Source organism: Mesorhizobium sp. M7A.F.Ca.CA.002.04.1.1, from assembly GCF_004022805.1.
Taxonomy (GTDB): Bacteria; Pseudomonadota; Alphaproteobacteria; order Rhizobiales; family Rhizobiaceae; genus Mesorhizobium; species Mesorhizobium ciceri.
On the sequence record NZ_RZPL01000038.1, the window covers coordinates 1 to 16,271 of the forward strand.

Here is a 16,271-nt window from a genome sequence, read left to right on the forward strand (position 1 = left end):
GCCTTGATGAGCCGCCTCTGGCGGTTCAGCCGTCTTTTTGTCAGTCTGCGGGTTCAAAAAACAAGCGGCGCGGAAGAACCCTCCACGCCTATTGCGCGCTGTCCCTAACCGAAGGTTGAGTGCGAGTCAAGGCAAACAGCTGTTGTCGGGACTGTTGTTGGCGGCCGAAGGATCGAGCGTGTCAGCACGACTGCACGACGTGACCGTCGTCGAGGCAAGCACGCGTGACTGGTTACCAACCTACCCAGGCCTCGCCGCCGCTGAACCGTCGCGAATCCGCTGCTTGCCCGGCAAGCCAAATAACTGACGGATTGGCCTTGTAACCTGCCCGTTCAGCCGTTATCTAGTGCGCCGCGCCGGCAACGGCCGACCATGACCGCGGAGAGGTGGCAGAGTGGTCGAATGCACCGCACTCGAAATGCGGCATGGGTGCAAGCCCATCGGGGGTTCGAATCCCTCCCTCTCCGCCATTTAGCTTCCATAAAAATCCTTTCCTTTCAAAAGCTTCCTTGTTGCGCTTGACCAGCACGAAGCGAAACATATCTTAGACTGTGTAACAAACTGTGTAACATTAGAGAAAGATAATGCGACGTTCCGCAGCGCCAAAGCCGCATAAACGTGAAGGCATCTGGTATCTCGTCCGCAGGGTGCCGAAGGAATTCGCGGCGTTTGATCGCCGCTGCCTAGTACGCATTTCCACGGGCGTCGCCGTGGCTGACGATCCCCGCGGTGTACGGGCGCGAGATGCAGTGCAAAGCCTCGGCGCGGGGCTGGAGGCGTATTGGCGTAGACTGCGGGAAGGCCAATCCGCCGAGGCGGGGCTGCGTTTCGAAGCCGCGAGGAAGCGCGCGCGGTCATTTGGATTGGCCTATCGCACTAACGAGGAACTAGCAGCGGGGCCGCTCGACGAACTCATGGCCCGTATCAAGCTGCTCCTCGACAAAAAATCGATCGAGGACGCGCAGGACGTCTCGGCCGTCATGGGTGGGGAGAAGCGGCCAGCGGTCCGCCTGAGCGGTCTTATCAAGGAATTCGAGACGATCGAGCAACAGAACTTGCTGACCATGTCGCCCAACCAAATCAAGAAATGGCGTAACCCCAAAAAGCGCGCAGTTGCCAATCTGGTTGGAGTCATTGGCGACAAGGAGATCGCAAGCCTCACTCGGGACGACGCAATCGCGTTCCGCGAGTGGTGGCAAAAGCGGATCGTTGAGGATGGACTTGATATCGGTACGGCCAACAAGGACATCGGCCATGTTTCGAAAATGCTGCGCGTCGTCGATCTGACTCACCAGCTCAAGCTGGAGCCGGTTTTTCGAAACCTGCGTCTTTCCGGCGCCGTCCCCGGGCAACGCGCTGCGTTCACAGCGGAGTTCATTCAGGAGAAGATACTCGCTGAAGGCGCGCTCGACGGACTCAATGACGAAGCCCGCCATCTAATCTATGTGATTGCCGATACCGGACTCAGGCTTTCTGAAGCGGCAAACCTCACCACCGAAACAATCCACCTCGATCGAGAAATCCCGCATGTGCGGGTGCGCCCCAATGGCCGTCGCTTGAAGACCGGTCATTCAGCCCGTGACATTCCCTTGGTTGGCGGCGCACTTGCAGCCATCAAGCTCCATCCGGACGGCTTTCCTCGTTATCGCGACAAGGCCGCGTCACTTTCAGCGCTCGTCAACAAGGTGCTCGCCAGCAAGGAACTTCTGCCGACTTCCGAGCATAGTCTTTATAGCCTGCGACACACTTTCGAGGACCGGCTGACGGCAGTTGAGGCGCCGGAGAAGGTAATTGCTTCTCTGATGGGCCACAAATGGATCCGGCCCAAATACGGCGCGGGACCTTCGTTAGCGCAAAAGCGCGAGTGGCTCCAAAAAATCGCTTTTACCCCGCCCGGGCGAATGTGATTGCGGCGCCATCCAGGCCTTGAGAACCAACCTCACGGCTCCAGCTGTCCGAGCCATTTAGGTTGAGCGTGGCCAGCACGCGCTGCGCTCGCTCGCGATTTCCGAGCTTCCGCCGCATTTGTTCGACCTCGTATTCCAGCCTTTCGAAGGTCGGTATATAGGCATCTCCATGCCGGATGACCAAGTAGGCGGCAACAGCTAGACACCATTCTAGCTCCGTGGCCGATGGATCGGAAAAAGGGGCGACGCCATACCAAGACGAGCAACGCCTCTCGAGGGCTTCCGAACTAGGCAAACGGCCAGCATGTGGCATGGGAAAGAAACCTATGCCTGATCGACGAACCTAAAGTGCTCACGAAGCTTGACCGGTACGCGGGCCATCGGAGGGTTCTGCCTAAAACCGCCAAAAATTTTGAAACACCCATTCATCCGGCTCGAATTCAAAGGGATCGGCGATTTTTGGGTTATGGCTTGCAAGCATAGTTCAGCCCAGACAAGAACGCCTGATATCTTGTCGTGCACTGTCACCCTGCCAAATATGGTGCCGGCGACAACGGCAGTTTGGCGAGCAGAAGAATTCCCGAGACTGAGACGTTCTACGGCTTGGCCCATGTTCGCGCTCCTCCTCGATTGGAGACAGGATGGGCCATATGGAAGCGAATAAAAGGAGGTTGGTGACGAGTCTCGGTAGTGGAGTAGAAACGGGTGGAAAAGCTTGCGCTATTCGCCATCGGCGCCGCTAAGCGCATTTGAGAGAAGGGGCAGCGATCGCCAAGAGATGACGTCCGATCGCAAGCCGGCTAGAAATGCGACAGTGACGCGCCTTTTTTGGCACGACCTTAGCACCCGATCGGGCCTCAGCTGGTCGTCGTTGCGCAGCCGATCGGGTGCGATTTTTATAAAGCTCTCTTGGCTTTAGCTTTGAGAGCCCGTCATCGAGACAAATGCAAGGGAACGGTCCGCCCCCTGGGGACATTCGACATGCCGTGGCAGCTTCCTATGGTGAGCCAGCGCATTCCGATACACGTTTTCCGCGCTCTACCGTTGCTCCAGCACCTGTGCTGAGGCTGAGCGCTTGATCAGGACCCGACCGCTGCTGTTGCGGGATGGTGACTGGGTTGAGGTCGCGAAGACCTTGACCGCGGGTACGTTGTTCATCCCGATGAGCGCTGAGCCGAGAAGCAGCCAAGAACGCTTCCCGTAATCGAATCCTACGGGAACCGCGAAACCAGCGTCCAAAGGACGCAATTCTCCGACGTCGTTCACTCAAGCTCATCTCGCAACTTGAACGCTTGTATGAAGCCGCTGCATGTGCGCCGGTGGACCGGATTGCTGCTATCCAAACCACGTGCTCAGTTTCGCCCCCGTAATAACTCTACCGTCCGAAACGGCTTTCGCGCGTCAGGTCCACCCCACATGAAAGTTCCGCGAGCAGCACGGACGGAGAGGCCGGTCACAACTCCTTCGCGTGCTCTTTTACTACCGAATCAAGTGCCAAATGGAGAGGCACTGCCTTAGAGAACAGGAAGCCCTGCGCGGTTCTGCAGCCAAGCTTGTACAGAGTTTGCCGATCTGCCTCTGTTTCAACGCCCTCGGCCATGACCTCGATCCCGAGCGTCCTACCAAGATCAATCACCGCTTTGACAAGCAGCCGATTCTCCCGGGACTTGGCTAAGCCGCGAACGAAGCCCTGATCTATTTTCACCTTCCTGATCCGACTGTCCTTGAGCGATGCCAACGTCGAAAAACCGGTGCCGAAGTCATCGAGCGCGATAGAAATGCCAGCATGTGAAAGCCGGGCGAGCTTTTCATCCACTCTGTCCGGATCCACTGGGGCTTCTTCGGTAATCTCGATGTCGAACATCGTTGCAGGGAGGTCTTTTGCCGCCAGACCATTAAGAATCATCTCGTCAATATCGCCAGCTTCCAACTCGCACGGTGAAACATTCATCGCCACACGAACATCACGACGGTCAGCTTTGACCAAGCCCTCGATAAGAGCGCAACAGTCGGCGAATACCGTTTGAGTTAGCAGCTGAAGCATTCCAGTTTCGCGTGCCGCTGTCATGATCTCGGGCGGAGAAATGGGACCGTGAAGCGGGTGAGACCATCTTAGCAAGGCTTCAAAACTGACGACGGCTTCAGTTTCGAGTCTTACGATTGGCTGAAACCAAGCGACCAAGCTTCTCATCGTTATCGCCGAATGAAGATCGCGTTCGATTGACTGGCGGCGTTGCAACTCCCGGGCTAGCTCGGCATCGAACAGACAAAATTCATTCCTGCCGCGGCGCTTAGCTGTGTAAAGGGCGATGTCGGCCCGCAACAACATTTCCGTTAGTCCGGGGTTTTCAGCCAAGTAGATTCCTATAGACGCTCCAATGCGGACTGATGCGATCCCAGGATAGGGGCGAGCAAGCTTGGCTATGAGATTGGACGCGAGATTGGTGGGAGAAGGAGAATTCTTTCGCGAAGAAAAAACCAGCACGAATTCATCCCCACCGATGCGGGCGAGCGTTGAGCCCTCCGGTGCTTCTTCCTCTATTCGGCGGGCGATCCTGGCAAGCAGCTCGTCACCCGTTCTGTGACCGTAGGTATCGTTGACAGATTTGAACCCGTCCAGATCAATCAGCATGGCCACAAAGGGTCCATCGGTGTTCTCAAACTGATCGATTGCATGTTCGAGGCCCCGCCTGTTGAGGAGCGCGGTAAGATGGTCCTCCCTGGAATTGCGCTCCATTTCCGCGGCAAGCCGCTCGGCTTGATGTCTCAGGCGGCTCGCGTCACGGAAGCGCGCTTGTCCAACGAACGAGGATCGAACCAGGCCGCCCTCGAAAAGCAGGACGGCAAAAGCCAGAATGTAGTTTTCCGGGGCTCCCTTCGTCAGCAAACATGCGGCGGCAATGAGGAGTGGCGGTGTGATGAAGCATATCGCTGCCGCAGCATATGAGCTGCCGTACGTGACCGCGCCAGCTGAAATGCCCGCCAGAATTATTAGATGCAGCGATGCTTGAGACGTCGTGTATCCAGCCGTTAGGACGGCAAGGAATGACCAGGTGAATCCCGCCAGAAGAGCAAGCCTGCCAAACCAGCGAAGCCGCAGCCAAACCCGTGTCAGATCATCCTGGACTCCGGGTTCCTTCAGCTGATGACGGGCGAGTGCAAGGCGGGCGGCATTTATCGCATTAACGACCGAAAACCAGGCCGCGCCAGCAAGACCGTTCCCGGAAAGGGCCTGCACGGTCAAAATCAGCCCGGACAGCACAATGCTTATCGGCATTGAGACGAAAAGGCCTGCCCTCAGATCAGCGAGCTGGTCCTGAAGGATTCTCGCCTCCAGCGGATCTTCTTTTTCCAAGGCTGGACGGGTCAGCTTGCTTACTCCTGCTTGTCCGCAGCCTATGCAGCCCCCCTGAAGGACGGGTTAATTCTTCAATCGGAGATCAGCGTCGGGGAGCAGGATTACTCCGGTGCATCATGCACTCTCTCATCGCTCGCCCAGCACGCGCAAAAATGCGACTGCTGGTGCAGTATCACCGCTGGAGCTCCGCCGAAATCCCATGCCGGACAAGGGGAACATGTTGGGCAAAGCGAAGCCCCAGATGCCTTGCAAGCCGTGCCGCCAGGTGGTCTCTGGAGTAGAGTCCAACCAATATGTTCGTTGCATGGTAGAGCGGCGCCGCCGACAGGCGCAGCCGCCTTTCGTATATATGCAGCATGTCGGGGTCGCCAACATTGCGGCCGTCGCGGCACGCAGTCATGATTCCACGGGCGAGTTGCTTCTGGCTGCTGAGACCGATGTTGAATCCGTGAGCGGTCACCGGGTGCATGCCGATGGCAGCGTCGCCGATGAGTGCGGCGCTCGGCGCCCGGAATTTGTGCGCCCAGGTCGTGACCAGCGGATAGGTGTGGCGCTTGCTTGCCAAGGTCATTTTTCCAAGGCGCCCTCGACACCGTTTCGTCAACTCCGACAGGAACAAATCATCATCGAAGGCAAGCAGTCTATAGGCCTCGTTTGAGCGCAATGTGAGCAGCAGCGACGACATGCCCTCCGCGAGGGGCAATATCGCTATCGTCTGATGGTGATCGAACCATTCGATGGCGATCTGGTGGTGGGCGCGCTCGTGCCTCACTCGGCAAATCAGCATCGAGTGGCCAAGCCGGTTGATATCGGCGCCGATGCCTAGCAGATCACGCGTGGCGGACAAACGCGAATCCGCGGCAACAACCAGCCGAGCAGTTAAACGCGCGCCATTAGAGAGCGTTACGACTGCTCCTTCTTGGCTGTTTGTTGCATCGACGACCGAGTGGCCGCACAACAGCCGGGCGCGATCCTGCAAGCGGACGATTTTGAACAGCGCCTCGCGGATCCGGCAATTTGGAACCAAAACCCCCAGCGGTTCTCCAGAGTTGCTGGGAGGATCGAAACGAAGAGCGAATGCGCTCGAGCCGTTGAGCACGCGCGCGCCTTGAAGTGCTGATTTGTCCGAAGCCGGGATGACATCCCAGGCGCCGAGCTCGCGAAGGGTTCTGATCGAAGCGTTGGTCAGCGCGATTTCGCGACCATCGAAAGCCGGATTCGCCAGACTATCGAATGTGTTCTGTTCAACAACTGCCACCTTGAGTTCGCTTTGGGCAAGCGACGCAGCGAACGAAAGGCCGACCGGGCCGGCTCCAACGACAACGATGTCAAAATTATCGTCAGAGCCCATCAGCGTGCCGCCATCCGGTCGCCTATCCTCGTGTAACGGTGGAACTGAGCCGAGTGACATGAGCTCCGTGCCCGCCGCATTGCCTAAAGGCGCTGGGCCGGGAGATTCGCATCGATCGGCAACGAAGCACTCAAAGCGCTCAGAGGTGGATGCGGCTAACCGATCCCGCCCTTTCGCCGCGCAGCCGCGCAGATCGCCGCCAGCAAGCGAGACACTCGCGACGCTGGTCAGCGACGGCCGCGCCGCATCGATCGCCACATTCCACCTGGAACCCTTGCGCATACTACTCACGCTCCACGACGTCGAAGCGGGCTCTCTTGCGAGGGTGAGGGTATCGAACGTAGCGCTCTCTCTCGTCATCCCAGCCAAGGTAGCGGAAACTTTTATCCACGACCGCGCATATCTCATCAAGAACCTGCTGCATGGCTTCGATGTCGATGTCCTTGCAATTCAGTCGCCGATAGAGCAAAGCCCACGCGGCGACATAGTCGTCGAAATAGCGCGCGTCACTCGAACCAATGATCAACTTCGGACGGTTGATCGATTTCGAAAACGCACGTCCCAACCCCGATGATGCTCCGCAGCACGTTGACATCACGAGGATCTTCGGCGCTGGATGCGAGCCCTGGAACATTTTTACGAAGTCAGCCCAAAGAAGGCCACTTCGCCCACTGGACGAAGCGATCCCGTCACCATTGCCGTGCCCGGCGATGTGAAGCACGTCGCACTCCGCCTCCATCGCTCGTACTACAGCCTCACCAAATTTCGTTCGGTTCAACGCCATTTGGAGCTCCGCGCGGATGTTGACAGCCTTTAACAAGTGCTGCACGATCGGTCCCTCTTGCCTGTCGGCGAAGTAGTCATTTGCATTGTGGCAGTCGATGATGTGTACGGTGTTCATGGTACTCCAGCCGCTTGTTCGTTCATCGTCGTGACGAGCGGACACCACGCGCGCGGAACCGCGTGACGTGCGCTGGGTTCCGGTACCGTCGCATAGCCTCAAGGCGCGGGCCGGGAATCGGGATGGATCGGCAACGACGCACACAACCCATCAAAGGCGAAAGCTGTTGATCGGCCCCCTGTCCGCGCAAGCCACGCGGATGGTCAGCCAGCAAGCGAGATACACACGACGCCGGTCAGCTAATGGCTGCGCCGTAAGCACAAGGCATGGCCGACCACACGACAGAAAACCCAGAACCGTGAAGGTGCTGATAATGACGACCAATCTTTCCGTAAGTCATGCATTTCTCCGTCGAAGACTGGTCAATAGACCACGCCGATGAGTATGACCCTGATCTGGATCAGCCAGACATGACCAATCGGCACTGGCGGTTCACGGTCAGGTGATCGACCGTGACGTTCCACTTTGGAACCCGTGCGCACATTGCCAAGCTCTCGTCCGGCCACGCGAGGTACTCTCGTGGCATCACACGCCTCATACTGGGTGCAATGGGAGGCAGTCCTTCGCACGACAGAGGCTTTTCACAAATGTAGTGTGCAGCTTAGGTCAAGATGGTCATGGAGCATGGAGCATGGAGCATGGAGCATGGAGCATGGACAGCTTGTTCCCGACCGAGCCGGCTCGACTGACGAGCGCGATCCGCGCATCTTATGCACAGCGGATTGAAATCAGCGTTCCGGTTTGTCGTCCCGATCAATTAGTATCCGCTCGGCGGCTCCGTCGAGATCTTCGTATTGACCGCTTCGCAATGCCCAGACGAAGCCGGACACACCCAGTGCACCCAGAAAAAGGGCCACTGGTATGAGATAGAGCAACGTCGTCACGAGGATTATGCCGAATAGCTGACTGCGGAGCGTCCGACTTTTTGAATAACTTGCAGCGTCGCATTCGCCCCGAAGCCGTGCAAGCGCAATGCGTTTCCAATAACAAGCACCGATGAGGCAGACATGGCAATCGCCGCTAACAAAGGCGTGGCGTGGCCCAGGATGGCGATCGGCACGGCGACGGCATTGTAGACGATCGCAATCGCGATGTTCTGGCGGATCAGGTGTCCCGCCTTGCGCGAGACGTCCAGCGCGAGAGGCACTGCCAGAAGGCTTTCGCGCAGGAATACGAAGTCGGCGGCATTGCGGCCAATGTCGGCGGCGGTGGCCGGAGCGATCGAGACATGCGCCGCGCTCAGCGCCGGCGTGTCGTTGAGGCCGTCGCCAACCATCAGAACCTTGTGTCCGTCTTTCGCCAGGGTCTCGATGCGCTCGACCTTGCCCGACGGCAGCAGGCACGGAACGAAGTCCTCGACACCCAGCATTCTTGCAACTTCACCGCAGGCACCTGCGGTATCGCCCGACAGCATTTGCATCGACACCCCAGTATCGTTCAATCGCTTGATCGCCGCCGCCGCGTCGGCGCGCAGCGCATCCTCGAAATCGAAGGTCGCGACAATGAACCCGTCTTTTGTCAGCACCGTTCCGCCATAGCCATGGTTGCCTTCACCACCGGTCCGGGCCTTCCATCCAGCCCATCCGCGTCGACCCAGCCGCCAGATGCTTCCGGCGACAGTGGCTTCGATCCCGAACCCCGGATGCTCTGTGACGGCATCGAATTTGTGTTGCCCGCCAGGAGCGGCAAAGCCGGTTATGGCCTTTGAAAACGGGTGACGCGAGTGCGCGGCCATGTCTGCCGCGATTGCCAGCATGGCCGGATCGATCGACGATGCATTGAGGAGCCGGGGTTGTCCGAGCGTGAGCGTTCCGGTCTTGTCGAACACTGCGTTATCAATCGTCGCCAGGCGCTCCATGGCCGAACCGTCCTTGACCATGATGCCGTTCTCGAACAGACGCCGCGCGGCGACCACCTGAACGATCGGTACGGCGAGGCCGAGCGCGCACGGGCAGGTGATGATCAGAACGGCAATGGCGATCGTCATCGCCCGGTGCCAGTCGCCCGTCGCCGCCATCCAACCCAGGAATGTCACGAAGGCGGTGAGATGAACCACGGGCGCGTAGAGTGCCGACACGCGATCAGCGATGCGGCGATAGTGCGCGCGACCGCCCTCTGCGGCTTCCATCAGCCGAACCATTTCGGCGAGGAACGAATCCTTCGCGGCGGCGGTCGCCTCGATCGTCAGCGGGCCGGTAAGATTGAGCACGCCGGCCTGCACGGCTTCGCCCGGCGCCACGTTTTTCGGCGCGCTTTCGCCTGAGGCCAGCGAGCAGTCGAGATCAGACGCTCCGTGGATGATCTTGCCGTCGACGGGGATCCTTTCACCGGCCGCGATCAGCAGCTGCATCCCCGGTTCGATCTCGCCAACCGGCAGATAGTCGCGCGCGCCATCGCCGCGCAGCACCATGGCGCCGCGTGCGGCCAGCTGCGACAGGCCTTTCACCGCGGTGCGGGCACGTTCGCGCATCACGTGATCCAGCGTCCTGCCGATCAAAAGGAAAAAAAGCAGCGAAACCGACGCGTCGAAATAGGCGTGGTCGCCATGGTTGATCGTCTCATAGAGGCTCATGGCGTAAGCGAGCGACACTCCGACCGCGATCGGCACGTCCATGTTCATGCGGCCGTGGCGCAGTGCATTCCAGGCCGAGCGGAAGAAGATGCCGCCGGCGAAGGCGAGCGCTGGGATGGCGATCAATGCGGAGACCCAGTGAAACAGGTCGCGGGTAGCCCCTTCGGCCCCGGACCAGACAGAGACCGAAAGCAGCATGATATTGCCCGCCGCGAACCCGGCAACCGCGACGGCGCGGATCAACTCCGAAAGCGTCCTGTCCTTTTCATCAATCTCGGGGGCGAAGAGATGCGCCTGGTAGCCGAGCCGTCCAAGCGCGGCGACGAACGGTGGAACCTCGTCGCCACGCCAGCGGACCGAGACCCGTTTCGTCGACAGGTTGACGCGGGCGCTCTCGACGCGATCGAGCGTTCCCAACGCCGTCTCGATCGTCTGGATACAAGCTGCGCAATGAACGCTCGGCACCGAAAGATCGGTTTGGCGGAGATCATCTCCAAGCGATCGGCTCGCCAGCCTGATCTCTTGACTAGACGGCAGGACCGACGTGGTGCTGCCCAGATCAAGCGCCATTTCGGCGCCCGGTGCACAACAACTCATTTCAGCGCTCCATGGGAAATCATGATCCTGCGGACTTCGCGGTAGGGCTCGGCCAGACCGGCGTCAGCGTCGACTTCGACGATCCAGACGCCATCCTTCGGCATGTGCTGGGCTGCGAATTCCTGGCCGGAGGCGAGGGCGAGGTTGACCGCCTTGTCCTCTTTCTCGTAGGCGGGATGGCGAAACAGCACCTTGACGCCATGCAAGGCAATCGGCTTGCCGACGGCGTCGGTAAGGCTATAGCGGACCTCGCCCCATGCGATGGTCAGCTTGCCGGTCCAGCCGAGCGCTGCCTGCGCCCGCCCCTCCTCGGCCTTCTTGTTGAACTGCTGGCTCGCCACATAGGTGTTTTCGACGACAAGGCCGGTCCAGCTCGTGTTGGCGAGCGTTGCCATCGTCAGATTGACCGCGATGACCACCCCGAAAAAGGCTAGGATGATGGCCAGCATGTGCCTGCCGGTGAATACGCGGGGTTTTTCAGCGTTAGCGGTCATCTGGCAGTCTCCGGCGCGTTGAAGGTGGCGGTGTATTCGTCCGCCTCGAAGCTCGCCTTGTCCTCGACACGGAACTTGAAGGTCTGCGCTGTGCCCTGGATTTGATCCGCCGGCTGGCGCACGAAGACCTTCAGCATTTTCAGGCGGTCGGGTTCGACCGGAATGGCAAAAGAACGGCCTTCCGGGATGTCGTCGCCGACCACGCTCATCTCGGCGCCCTGCAAGCCTTGAATCGCGACAACGATCGTCCTTGGCTCGGGGATCATGTTGAGCAGCTTGACGGTGTAGCCGTTGCGGATCGAGCCGTCGGACAGCGTGACAAATTGCGGATTGCGATCATGCAGCACGTTGACTTCGAGCCGATCGCGCGTCAGCAGCGAATAGAGCAGACCCAGGCCGATCAGCGACCAGATACCCATGTAGACGTAGGTGCGTGGCCGAAAGATCTTGCGGATATGGAAATGCGCCACCTTGTCGGAGAACAGGCCATCAGCGGTCCTGACCTGCGACGGGTTGACTGAACTGGAGCCGCCCGCGGTCGCCAGCATCATGTTGGCGTTGTAGTCGGACAGTGTCGCATAGGAGATCAGCCCGCGCTCCTTGCCGAGCTTGTCCATGACCCCGTCGCAGGCGTCTATGCACAGCGCGCAGGTGATGCATTCCATCTGCTGGCCATCGCGGATGTCGATCCCCATCGGGCAGACCGCGACGCAGGCATTGCAGTCGACGCAGTCACCGACCGGCAGCCCTGCGGCAAGGACCTTCTTGGCGTGGCGAGAACGCGGTTCGCCGCGCCAGTCATTGTAGGTGACGGTGAGAGAACTTTCGTCGAGCATCGCTGCCTGGATGCGCGGCCATGGGCACATGTAGGTGCAGACCTGCTCGCGCATCAGACCGCCGAACGTGTAGGTGGTAGCCGTCAGCACGGCGACAGTGATGTAGGCGACGGGTGGCGCGGTGCCGGTGAAGAGTTCGCCAACCAGCGTCGGCGCATCGGCAAAATAGAAAATCCAGGCGCCGCCGGTCGCCGCACCGATGACCAGCCAGACGGCGTGCTTCGATAAGCGCAGCATCAGCTTGCGGGCGGTCCAGGGGCCTGCATCGAGTTTCATGCGAGCGTTACGGTCGCCCTCTATCGCACGTTCGACGACGAGGAACAGATCGACCCACACCGTCTGAGGGCATGCATAGCCGCACCAGGCACGGCCGACAGTCGAGGTGATCAGGAAAAGACCGACGCCCGCCATGACCAGGAGGCCGGCCACATAGAAGAATTCCTGGGGCCATATCTCGATGAAGAAGAAGTAGAAGCGCCGGTTCGCGAGATCGAGCAGGACTGCCTGGTCCGGGGCAAATGGACCGCGAGCCCAAGGCAGCCACGCAGCCAGGTAATAGATGCCAAGTGTGATCGTCATCACCAGCCATTTGAAGCGACGAAAGTTGCCCGAGGCGCGCTTCGGAAAGATCTTTTGACGCGCGGCATAAAGCGGCTTGCGGGTTTTGGCGGAATTGACAGTTTCTGTTTCGAGCCCTGTCAACTGCGTCTTGTCACGCATGTGCAACTCCACTTTCCCAGCCAATGTCAGGGGCACCTGTCGTAAAGCCTCGCCGTAGGATAGCCTTGCCGGGTTGTGCAGATCGCATTAGGGATGGTGTCGAGGCCCGGCTCACGCCGGGCCTCGTCCGCTTGGCAGGGGGGACCGAAGAATAGGACCTTCCATTCCTATTCTCCGCCGCCAAGCGAATGGACATAAACTGCAAGTTCCTTGACCTTGATCTCGCCGAGACGGCCAACCCAGGCCGGCATGACGCCCTGTTTTGGCGCACGGACCTGTGCGGCGATGGCTGTCTCACCGGATCCATAGAGCCAGATCGCATCGGTCAGGTCGGGGGCGCCGAATTCCCTGTTGCCTTTTGCATTGTCGCCGTGACAGGCCACGCAATTCTCGGCAAAGACCTTGGCGCCGGGTTGGATCAGACTTGCATCGCGGACCTTGCCGGAAAGGCTGGCCACGTAGGCGCTGACTTGTGCGATCTGGTCGGCGGTAATGATGTCGCCGAAGGCCGGCATTTCCGACAGGCGCGTGTCCGGATCGGATGCGAAGCGGATGCCGTGCGTAATCGTCTGCTGGATCTGCTCGGCCTTGCCGCCCCACAGCCAGTCGTCGTCGTTGAGATTGGGAAAGCCCTTGGAACCCTGGGCGCCGGAGCCATGACATTGTACGCAATTGACCTTGAAAGCGGCGCCACCGGCGGCGATTGCGAATTCGCGCAGGCCGTCGTCCGCGGCGATTTCCGAGACGCTCTTGGACTCCACCGCCGAGATATATTTGCCCTTGGCGGCCTCAGCCGCGGTCAGCTCGTTCCTGACCTCGTTGCGGCTGGAATAGCCGAGCACACCCGTTGTCGCCGAGTGCAACAGAGGCCATGCTGGATAGGCAATGGTGTAGCCTATCGCCCAGACAATGGTGACGTAAAAAGTGATAACCCACCATCTGGGAAGCGGGTTGTTCAGCTCCCGGATACCATCCCATTCGTGGCCGGTGGTCGAGACGCCAGAGATTTCATCGATATGCTCGTCGCTCATGATCACTCGTCCTCGAGCGGAATGCGGGCCGCTTCGTCGGCCAGCCTTCGGCTGCCGGGGCGTAGGGCAAAGGCGATGCACCCCACGAAGAACAGCGCCATCGCAACCAGGCCCCAGCTGTCGGCAAACGCCCGCATCAAATTGTAGGTCATCAGCGTTCTCCTCAGCGGTAGCCGGCGGCTTCGTCGTAATTTTTGAAGTCGACCAGTGTGCCAAGCATCTGCAGGTAGGCGAGCAGGGCATCCATTTCGGTGACCTGTTGCGGGTTGCCGTCGAAGTCGCCGATCTTGGCTTTTGGGTAACGCGCCTCAAGGCCTGATGTGTCGGCATTGGGATCGGCCTGCGCCGCCAGATCCGCATTGGCGTGGGCGATCATGTCATCGGTGTAAGGGACGGCTACAAGCCTGTTGGCGACCAGATGCGTCGAGAAATCCTTCACGTCGATCGGCGTGTCTTTCAGGAACCCATAGCTCGGCATGATCGATTCCGGCACCACCGAGCGCGGGTCGGTAAGATGCGCGACATGCCATGCATTCGAGTAGCGGTCGCCAACTCTGGCGAGATCCGGCCCGGTGCGCTTCGATCCCCACTGGAAGGGGTGATCGTACATGGACTCGGCAGCCAGGCTGTAGTGGCCATAGCGCTCAACTTCGTCGCGGAACGGCCTGATCATCTGGCTATGACAGAGGTAGCAGCCCTCGCGCATATAGATGTTGCGCCCGACAAGTTCGAGCGGCGAATAGGGGCGCATGCCTTCCACCTTCTCGATCGTGTTGTCGAGATAGAAGAGAGGCGCGATCTCGACGATGCCGCCGACCGTCACCACGAGCAGCGAGCCAACGAGAAGAAGCGTGGCGTTCTTCTCGATGATTGCGTGTTTGTCCATCAAGCCCATTACCTGGCTCCTGATCGCGCAGGTCGGATGGCGACGGGGCTCGGCATCGGCTCCTCCTCGCGCTGGTGGCCGAGGATGGTCCTGGTGATGTTCCAGGCCATGATCAGGGCGCCGGAGAGGTACATGGCGCCGCCGATGGCGCGCAGGACATAGTAGGGGTGCATGGCGGCGACGGTTTCGGCGAAGGAGTAGACCAGGAAGCCCTGCTCGCCATATTCGCGCCACATCAGGCCCTGCATGATGCCGGACACCCACATCACCGCGGCGTAGACGACGATCCCGAGTGTCGCCAGCCAGAAGTGCCAGGTGACGAGCCTCAGCGAGTAGAGCCGTTGACGGTTCCAGAGCTTCGGGACCATGTAGTAGATCGCGCCGAACGAGATCATGCCGACCCAGCCGAGCGCACCCGAATGGACGTGCCCGATGGTCCAGTCGGTATAATGCGACAGCGAATTGACCGCCCGGATCGCCATGATGGGGCCTTCGAAGGTCGACATGCCATAGAAGGCGACGGCCATCACCATCATGCGGATGATCGGATCGGTGCGCAGCTTGTCCCAGGCGCCGGACAGCGTCATCAGGCCGTTGATCATGCCGCCCCAGGACGGCATCCACAGCATGATCGAGAACACCATGCCGAGCGTCTGCGCCCAATCGGGCAAGGCGGTGTAGTGCAGGTGATGCGGCCCGGCCCAGATGTAGAGAAAGATGATAGCCCAGAAATGGACGATCGACAGCCGGTACGAATAGACTGGCCGGTTCGCCTGCTTGGGCACGAAATAATACATCATGCCGAGGAAGCCGGCGGTGAGAAAGAAGCCGACCGCGTTGTGGCCGTACCACCATTGCGTCAAGGCGTCCTGGACCCCTGAAAAGGCGGAGTAGCTCTTGGAGCCCGGGAACGAGACTGGTATGGACAGGTTGTTGACCACATGCAGCATCGCGATGGTCACGATGAACGACAGGTAGAACCAGTTGGCCACGTAGATATGCGGTTCCTTGCGCTTCAGGATCGTGCCAAGGAACAGAATGAGGTAGGCGACCCAGACGATGGTCAGCCAGACATCCACATACCATTCGGGTTCGGCGTACTCGCGGCCCTCGGTGATGCCGAGCAGGTAGCCGGTCGCGGCCATGACGATGAACAGCTGGTAGCCCCAGAAGACGAACCAGGCGAGATCACGGCCGAAGAGGCGCGCGCGGCAGGTGCGCTGCACGACATACAGAGACGTGCAAAGCAGCGCGTTGCCGCCGAAGGCGAAAACGACACCGGATGTGTGCAACGGCCGCAAACGACCGAAATTGAACCAGGGCTGGATGTTGAGATCGGGGTAGGCGAGCTGCAGCGCGATCACCACGCCGACCAGCATGCCGACGACACCCCAGAACACGGTGGCGATCGCGCCGTAGCGGATCGGACCATCCATGTAAGCGGATGGGTCAATCGGAGCTGCTGGCCTGAACTCCGTGTTGCGCAACAGGATCGCAGTGAAACCAGCCACTGCGAAGAACAACACCCACATGTGTCGGCGGAAAGGATCATCCACGCCGAAGCCGGCGGCCACCAGGGCCGCAAAAGCGAACACGCTTAGAAGGACGATCTCTGTGC

At 59.7% G+C, this 16,271-nt stretch carries 12 protein-coding genes and 1 tRNA gene; 2 read left to right on the top strand and 11 right to left on the bottom strand.

Translation table 11 applies throughout. The annotated features are described in order from the left end of the window. Positions 1–380: 380 nt before the first annotated feature. A tRNA-Ser gene (locus ENZ75_RS03765) sits at positions 381–470 on the top strand. Between the two features lie 114 nt (positions 471–584). After that, complete coding sequence (locus tag ENZ75_RS03770; RefSeq protein WP_063169217.1) at positions 585–1,907, top strand: integrase; 1,323 nt, start codon at positions 585–587, stop codon at positions 1,905–1,907. 1,453 nt (positions 1,908–3,360) lie between these two features. Here ENZ75_RS03770 and ENZ75_RS03775 read toward each other — a convergent pair. The 11 genes from ENZ75_RS03775 to ccoN form a co-directional block, all read right to left on the bottom strand. Further along, the gene (locus tag ENZ75_RS03775; RefSeq protein WP_082826564.1) at positions 3,361–5,262 is read right to left on the bottom strand and encodes an EAL domain-containing protein; all 1,902 of its coding nucleotides are present in this window, start codon (positions 5,260–5,262) and stop codon (positions 3,361–3,363) included. A 175-nt stretch (positions 5,263–5,437) separates the two neighbouring features. Beyond that, complete coding sequence (ubiM, locus tag ENZ75_RS03780; RefSeq protein ID WP_024502870.1) at positions 5,438–6,619, bottom strand: 5-demethoxyubiquinol-8 5-hydroxylase UbiM; 1,182 nt, start codon at positions 6,617–6,619, stop codon at positions 5,438–5,440. A 280-nt stretch (positions 6,620–6,899) separates the two neighbouring features. After that, complete coding sequence (locus tag ENZ75_RS03785) at positions 6,900–7,517, bottom strand: hypothetical protein (RefSeq protein ID WP_063169219.1); 618 nt, start codon at positions 7,515–7,517, stop codon at positions 6,900–6,902. Between the two features lie 728 nt (positions 7,518–8,245). Further along, complete coding sequence (gene ccoS / locus ENZ75_RS03790; protein WP_081714250.1) at positions 8,246–8,401, bottom strand: cbb3-type cytochrome oxidase assembly protein CcoS; 156 nt, start codon at positions 8,399–8,401, stop codon at positions 8,246–8,248. A 5-nt stretch (positions 8,402–8,406) separates the two neighbouring features. Beyond that, a complete protein-coding gene (locus ENZ75_RS03795) occupies positions 8,407–10,686 on the bottom strand; it encodes a cation-translocating P-type ATPase (RefSeq protein ID WP_063169220.1) in 2,280 nt (759 codons plus the stop codon). Next, positions 10,683–11,180 carry a FixH family protein gene (locus ENZ75_RS03800; RefSeq protein ID WP_063169221.1) on the bottom strand — a complete coding sequence of 166 codons (498 nt, stop codon included), beginning with the start codon at positions 11,178–11,180 and terminating at the stop codon, positions 10,683–10,685. The genes ENZ75_RS03795 and ENZ75_RS03800 overlap by 4 nt, the downstream gene beginning before the upstream one ends. Continuing rightward, positions 11,177–12,736: a cytochrome c oxidase accessory protein CcoG gene (gene ccoG / locus ENZ75_RS03805; RefSeq protein WP_063169222.1), complete on the bottom strand. Its 1,560-nt coding sequence runs from the start codon at positions 12,734–12,736 to the stop codon at positions 11,177–11,179. Before ccoG ends, ENZ75_RS03800 begins: the two co-directional genes overlap by 4 nt. A gap of 167 nt (positions 12,737–12,903) precedes the next feature. Next, on the bottom strand, positions 12,904–13,767 hold the full coding sequence (gene ccoP, locus ENZ75_RS03810; RefSeq protein WP_063169223.1) for a cytochrome-c oxidase, cbb3-type subunit III: 864 nt from the start codon (positions 13,765–13,767) through the stop codon (positions 12,904–12,906). A gap of 2 nt (positions 13,768–13,769) precedes the next feature. Next, positions 13,770–13,919, bottom strand: a complete 150-nt coding sequence (locus tag ENZ75_RS03815; protein WP_024502864.1) for a cbb3-type cytochrome c oxidase subunit 3 — start codon at positions 13,917–13,919, stop codon at positions 13,770–13,772. 11 nt (positions 13,920–13,930) lie between these two features. Beyond that, positions 13,931–14,662, bottom strand: a complete 732-nt coding sequence (gene ccoO / locus ENZ75_RS03820) for a cytochrome-c oxidase, cbb3-type subunit II (protein WP_063169224.1) — start codon at positions 14,660–14,662, stop codon at positions 13,931–13,933. After that, positions 14,662–16,271 (bottom strand): cytochrome-c oxidase, cbb3-type subunit I (gene ccoN / locus ENZ75_RS03825; RefSeq protein ID WP_128277903.1); only part of this gene is annotated, 1,610 nt, incomplete at its 5' end. The genes ccoN and ccoO, both read right to left, overlap by 1 nt.

Excerpts from the sequence above, each read along its gene's own strand:
- ENZ75_RS03770 (WP_063169217.1), top strand. The coding sequence starts at position 585 with ATGCGACGTTCCGCAGCGCCAAAGCCGCATAAACGTGAAGGCATCTGG.
- ENZ75_RS03785 (WP_063169219.1), bottom strand. The coding sequence starts at position 7,517 with ATGAACACCGTACACATCATCGACTGCCACAATGCAAATGACTACTTC.
- ENZ75_RS03795 (WP_063169220.1), bottom strand. The coding sequence starts at position 10,686 with ATGAGTTGTTGTGCACCGGGCGCCGAAATGGCGCTTGATCTGGGCAGC.
- ENZ75_RS03800 (WP_063169221.1), bottom strand. The coding sequence starts at position 11,180 with ATGACCGCTAACGCTGAAAAACCCCGCGTATTCACCGGCAGGCACATG.
- ccoG (WP_063169222.1), bottom strand. The coding sequence starts at position 12,736 with ATGCGTGACAAGACGCAGTTGACAGGGCTCGAAACAGAAACTGTCAAT.
- ccoP (WP_063169223.1), bottom strand. The coding sequence starts at position 13,767 with ATGAGCGACGAGCATATCGATGAAATCTCTGGCGTCTCGACCACCGGC.
- ENZ75_RS03815 (WP_024502864.1), bottom strand. The coding sequence starts at position 13,919 with ATGACCTACAATTTGATGCGGGCGTTTGCCGACAGCTGGGGCCTGGTT.
- ccoO (WP_063169224.1), bottom strand. The coding sequence starts at position 14,662 with ATGGGCTTGATGGACAAACACGCAATCATCGAGAAGAACGCCACGCTT.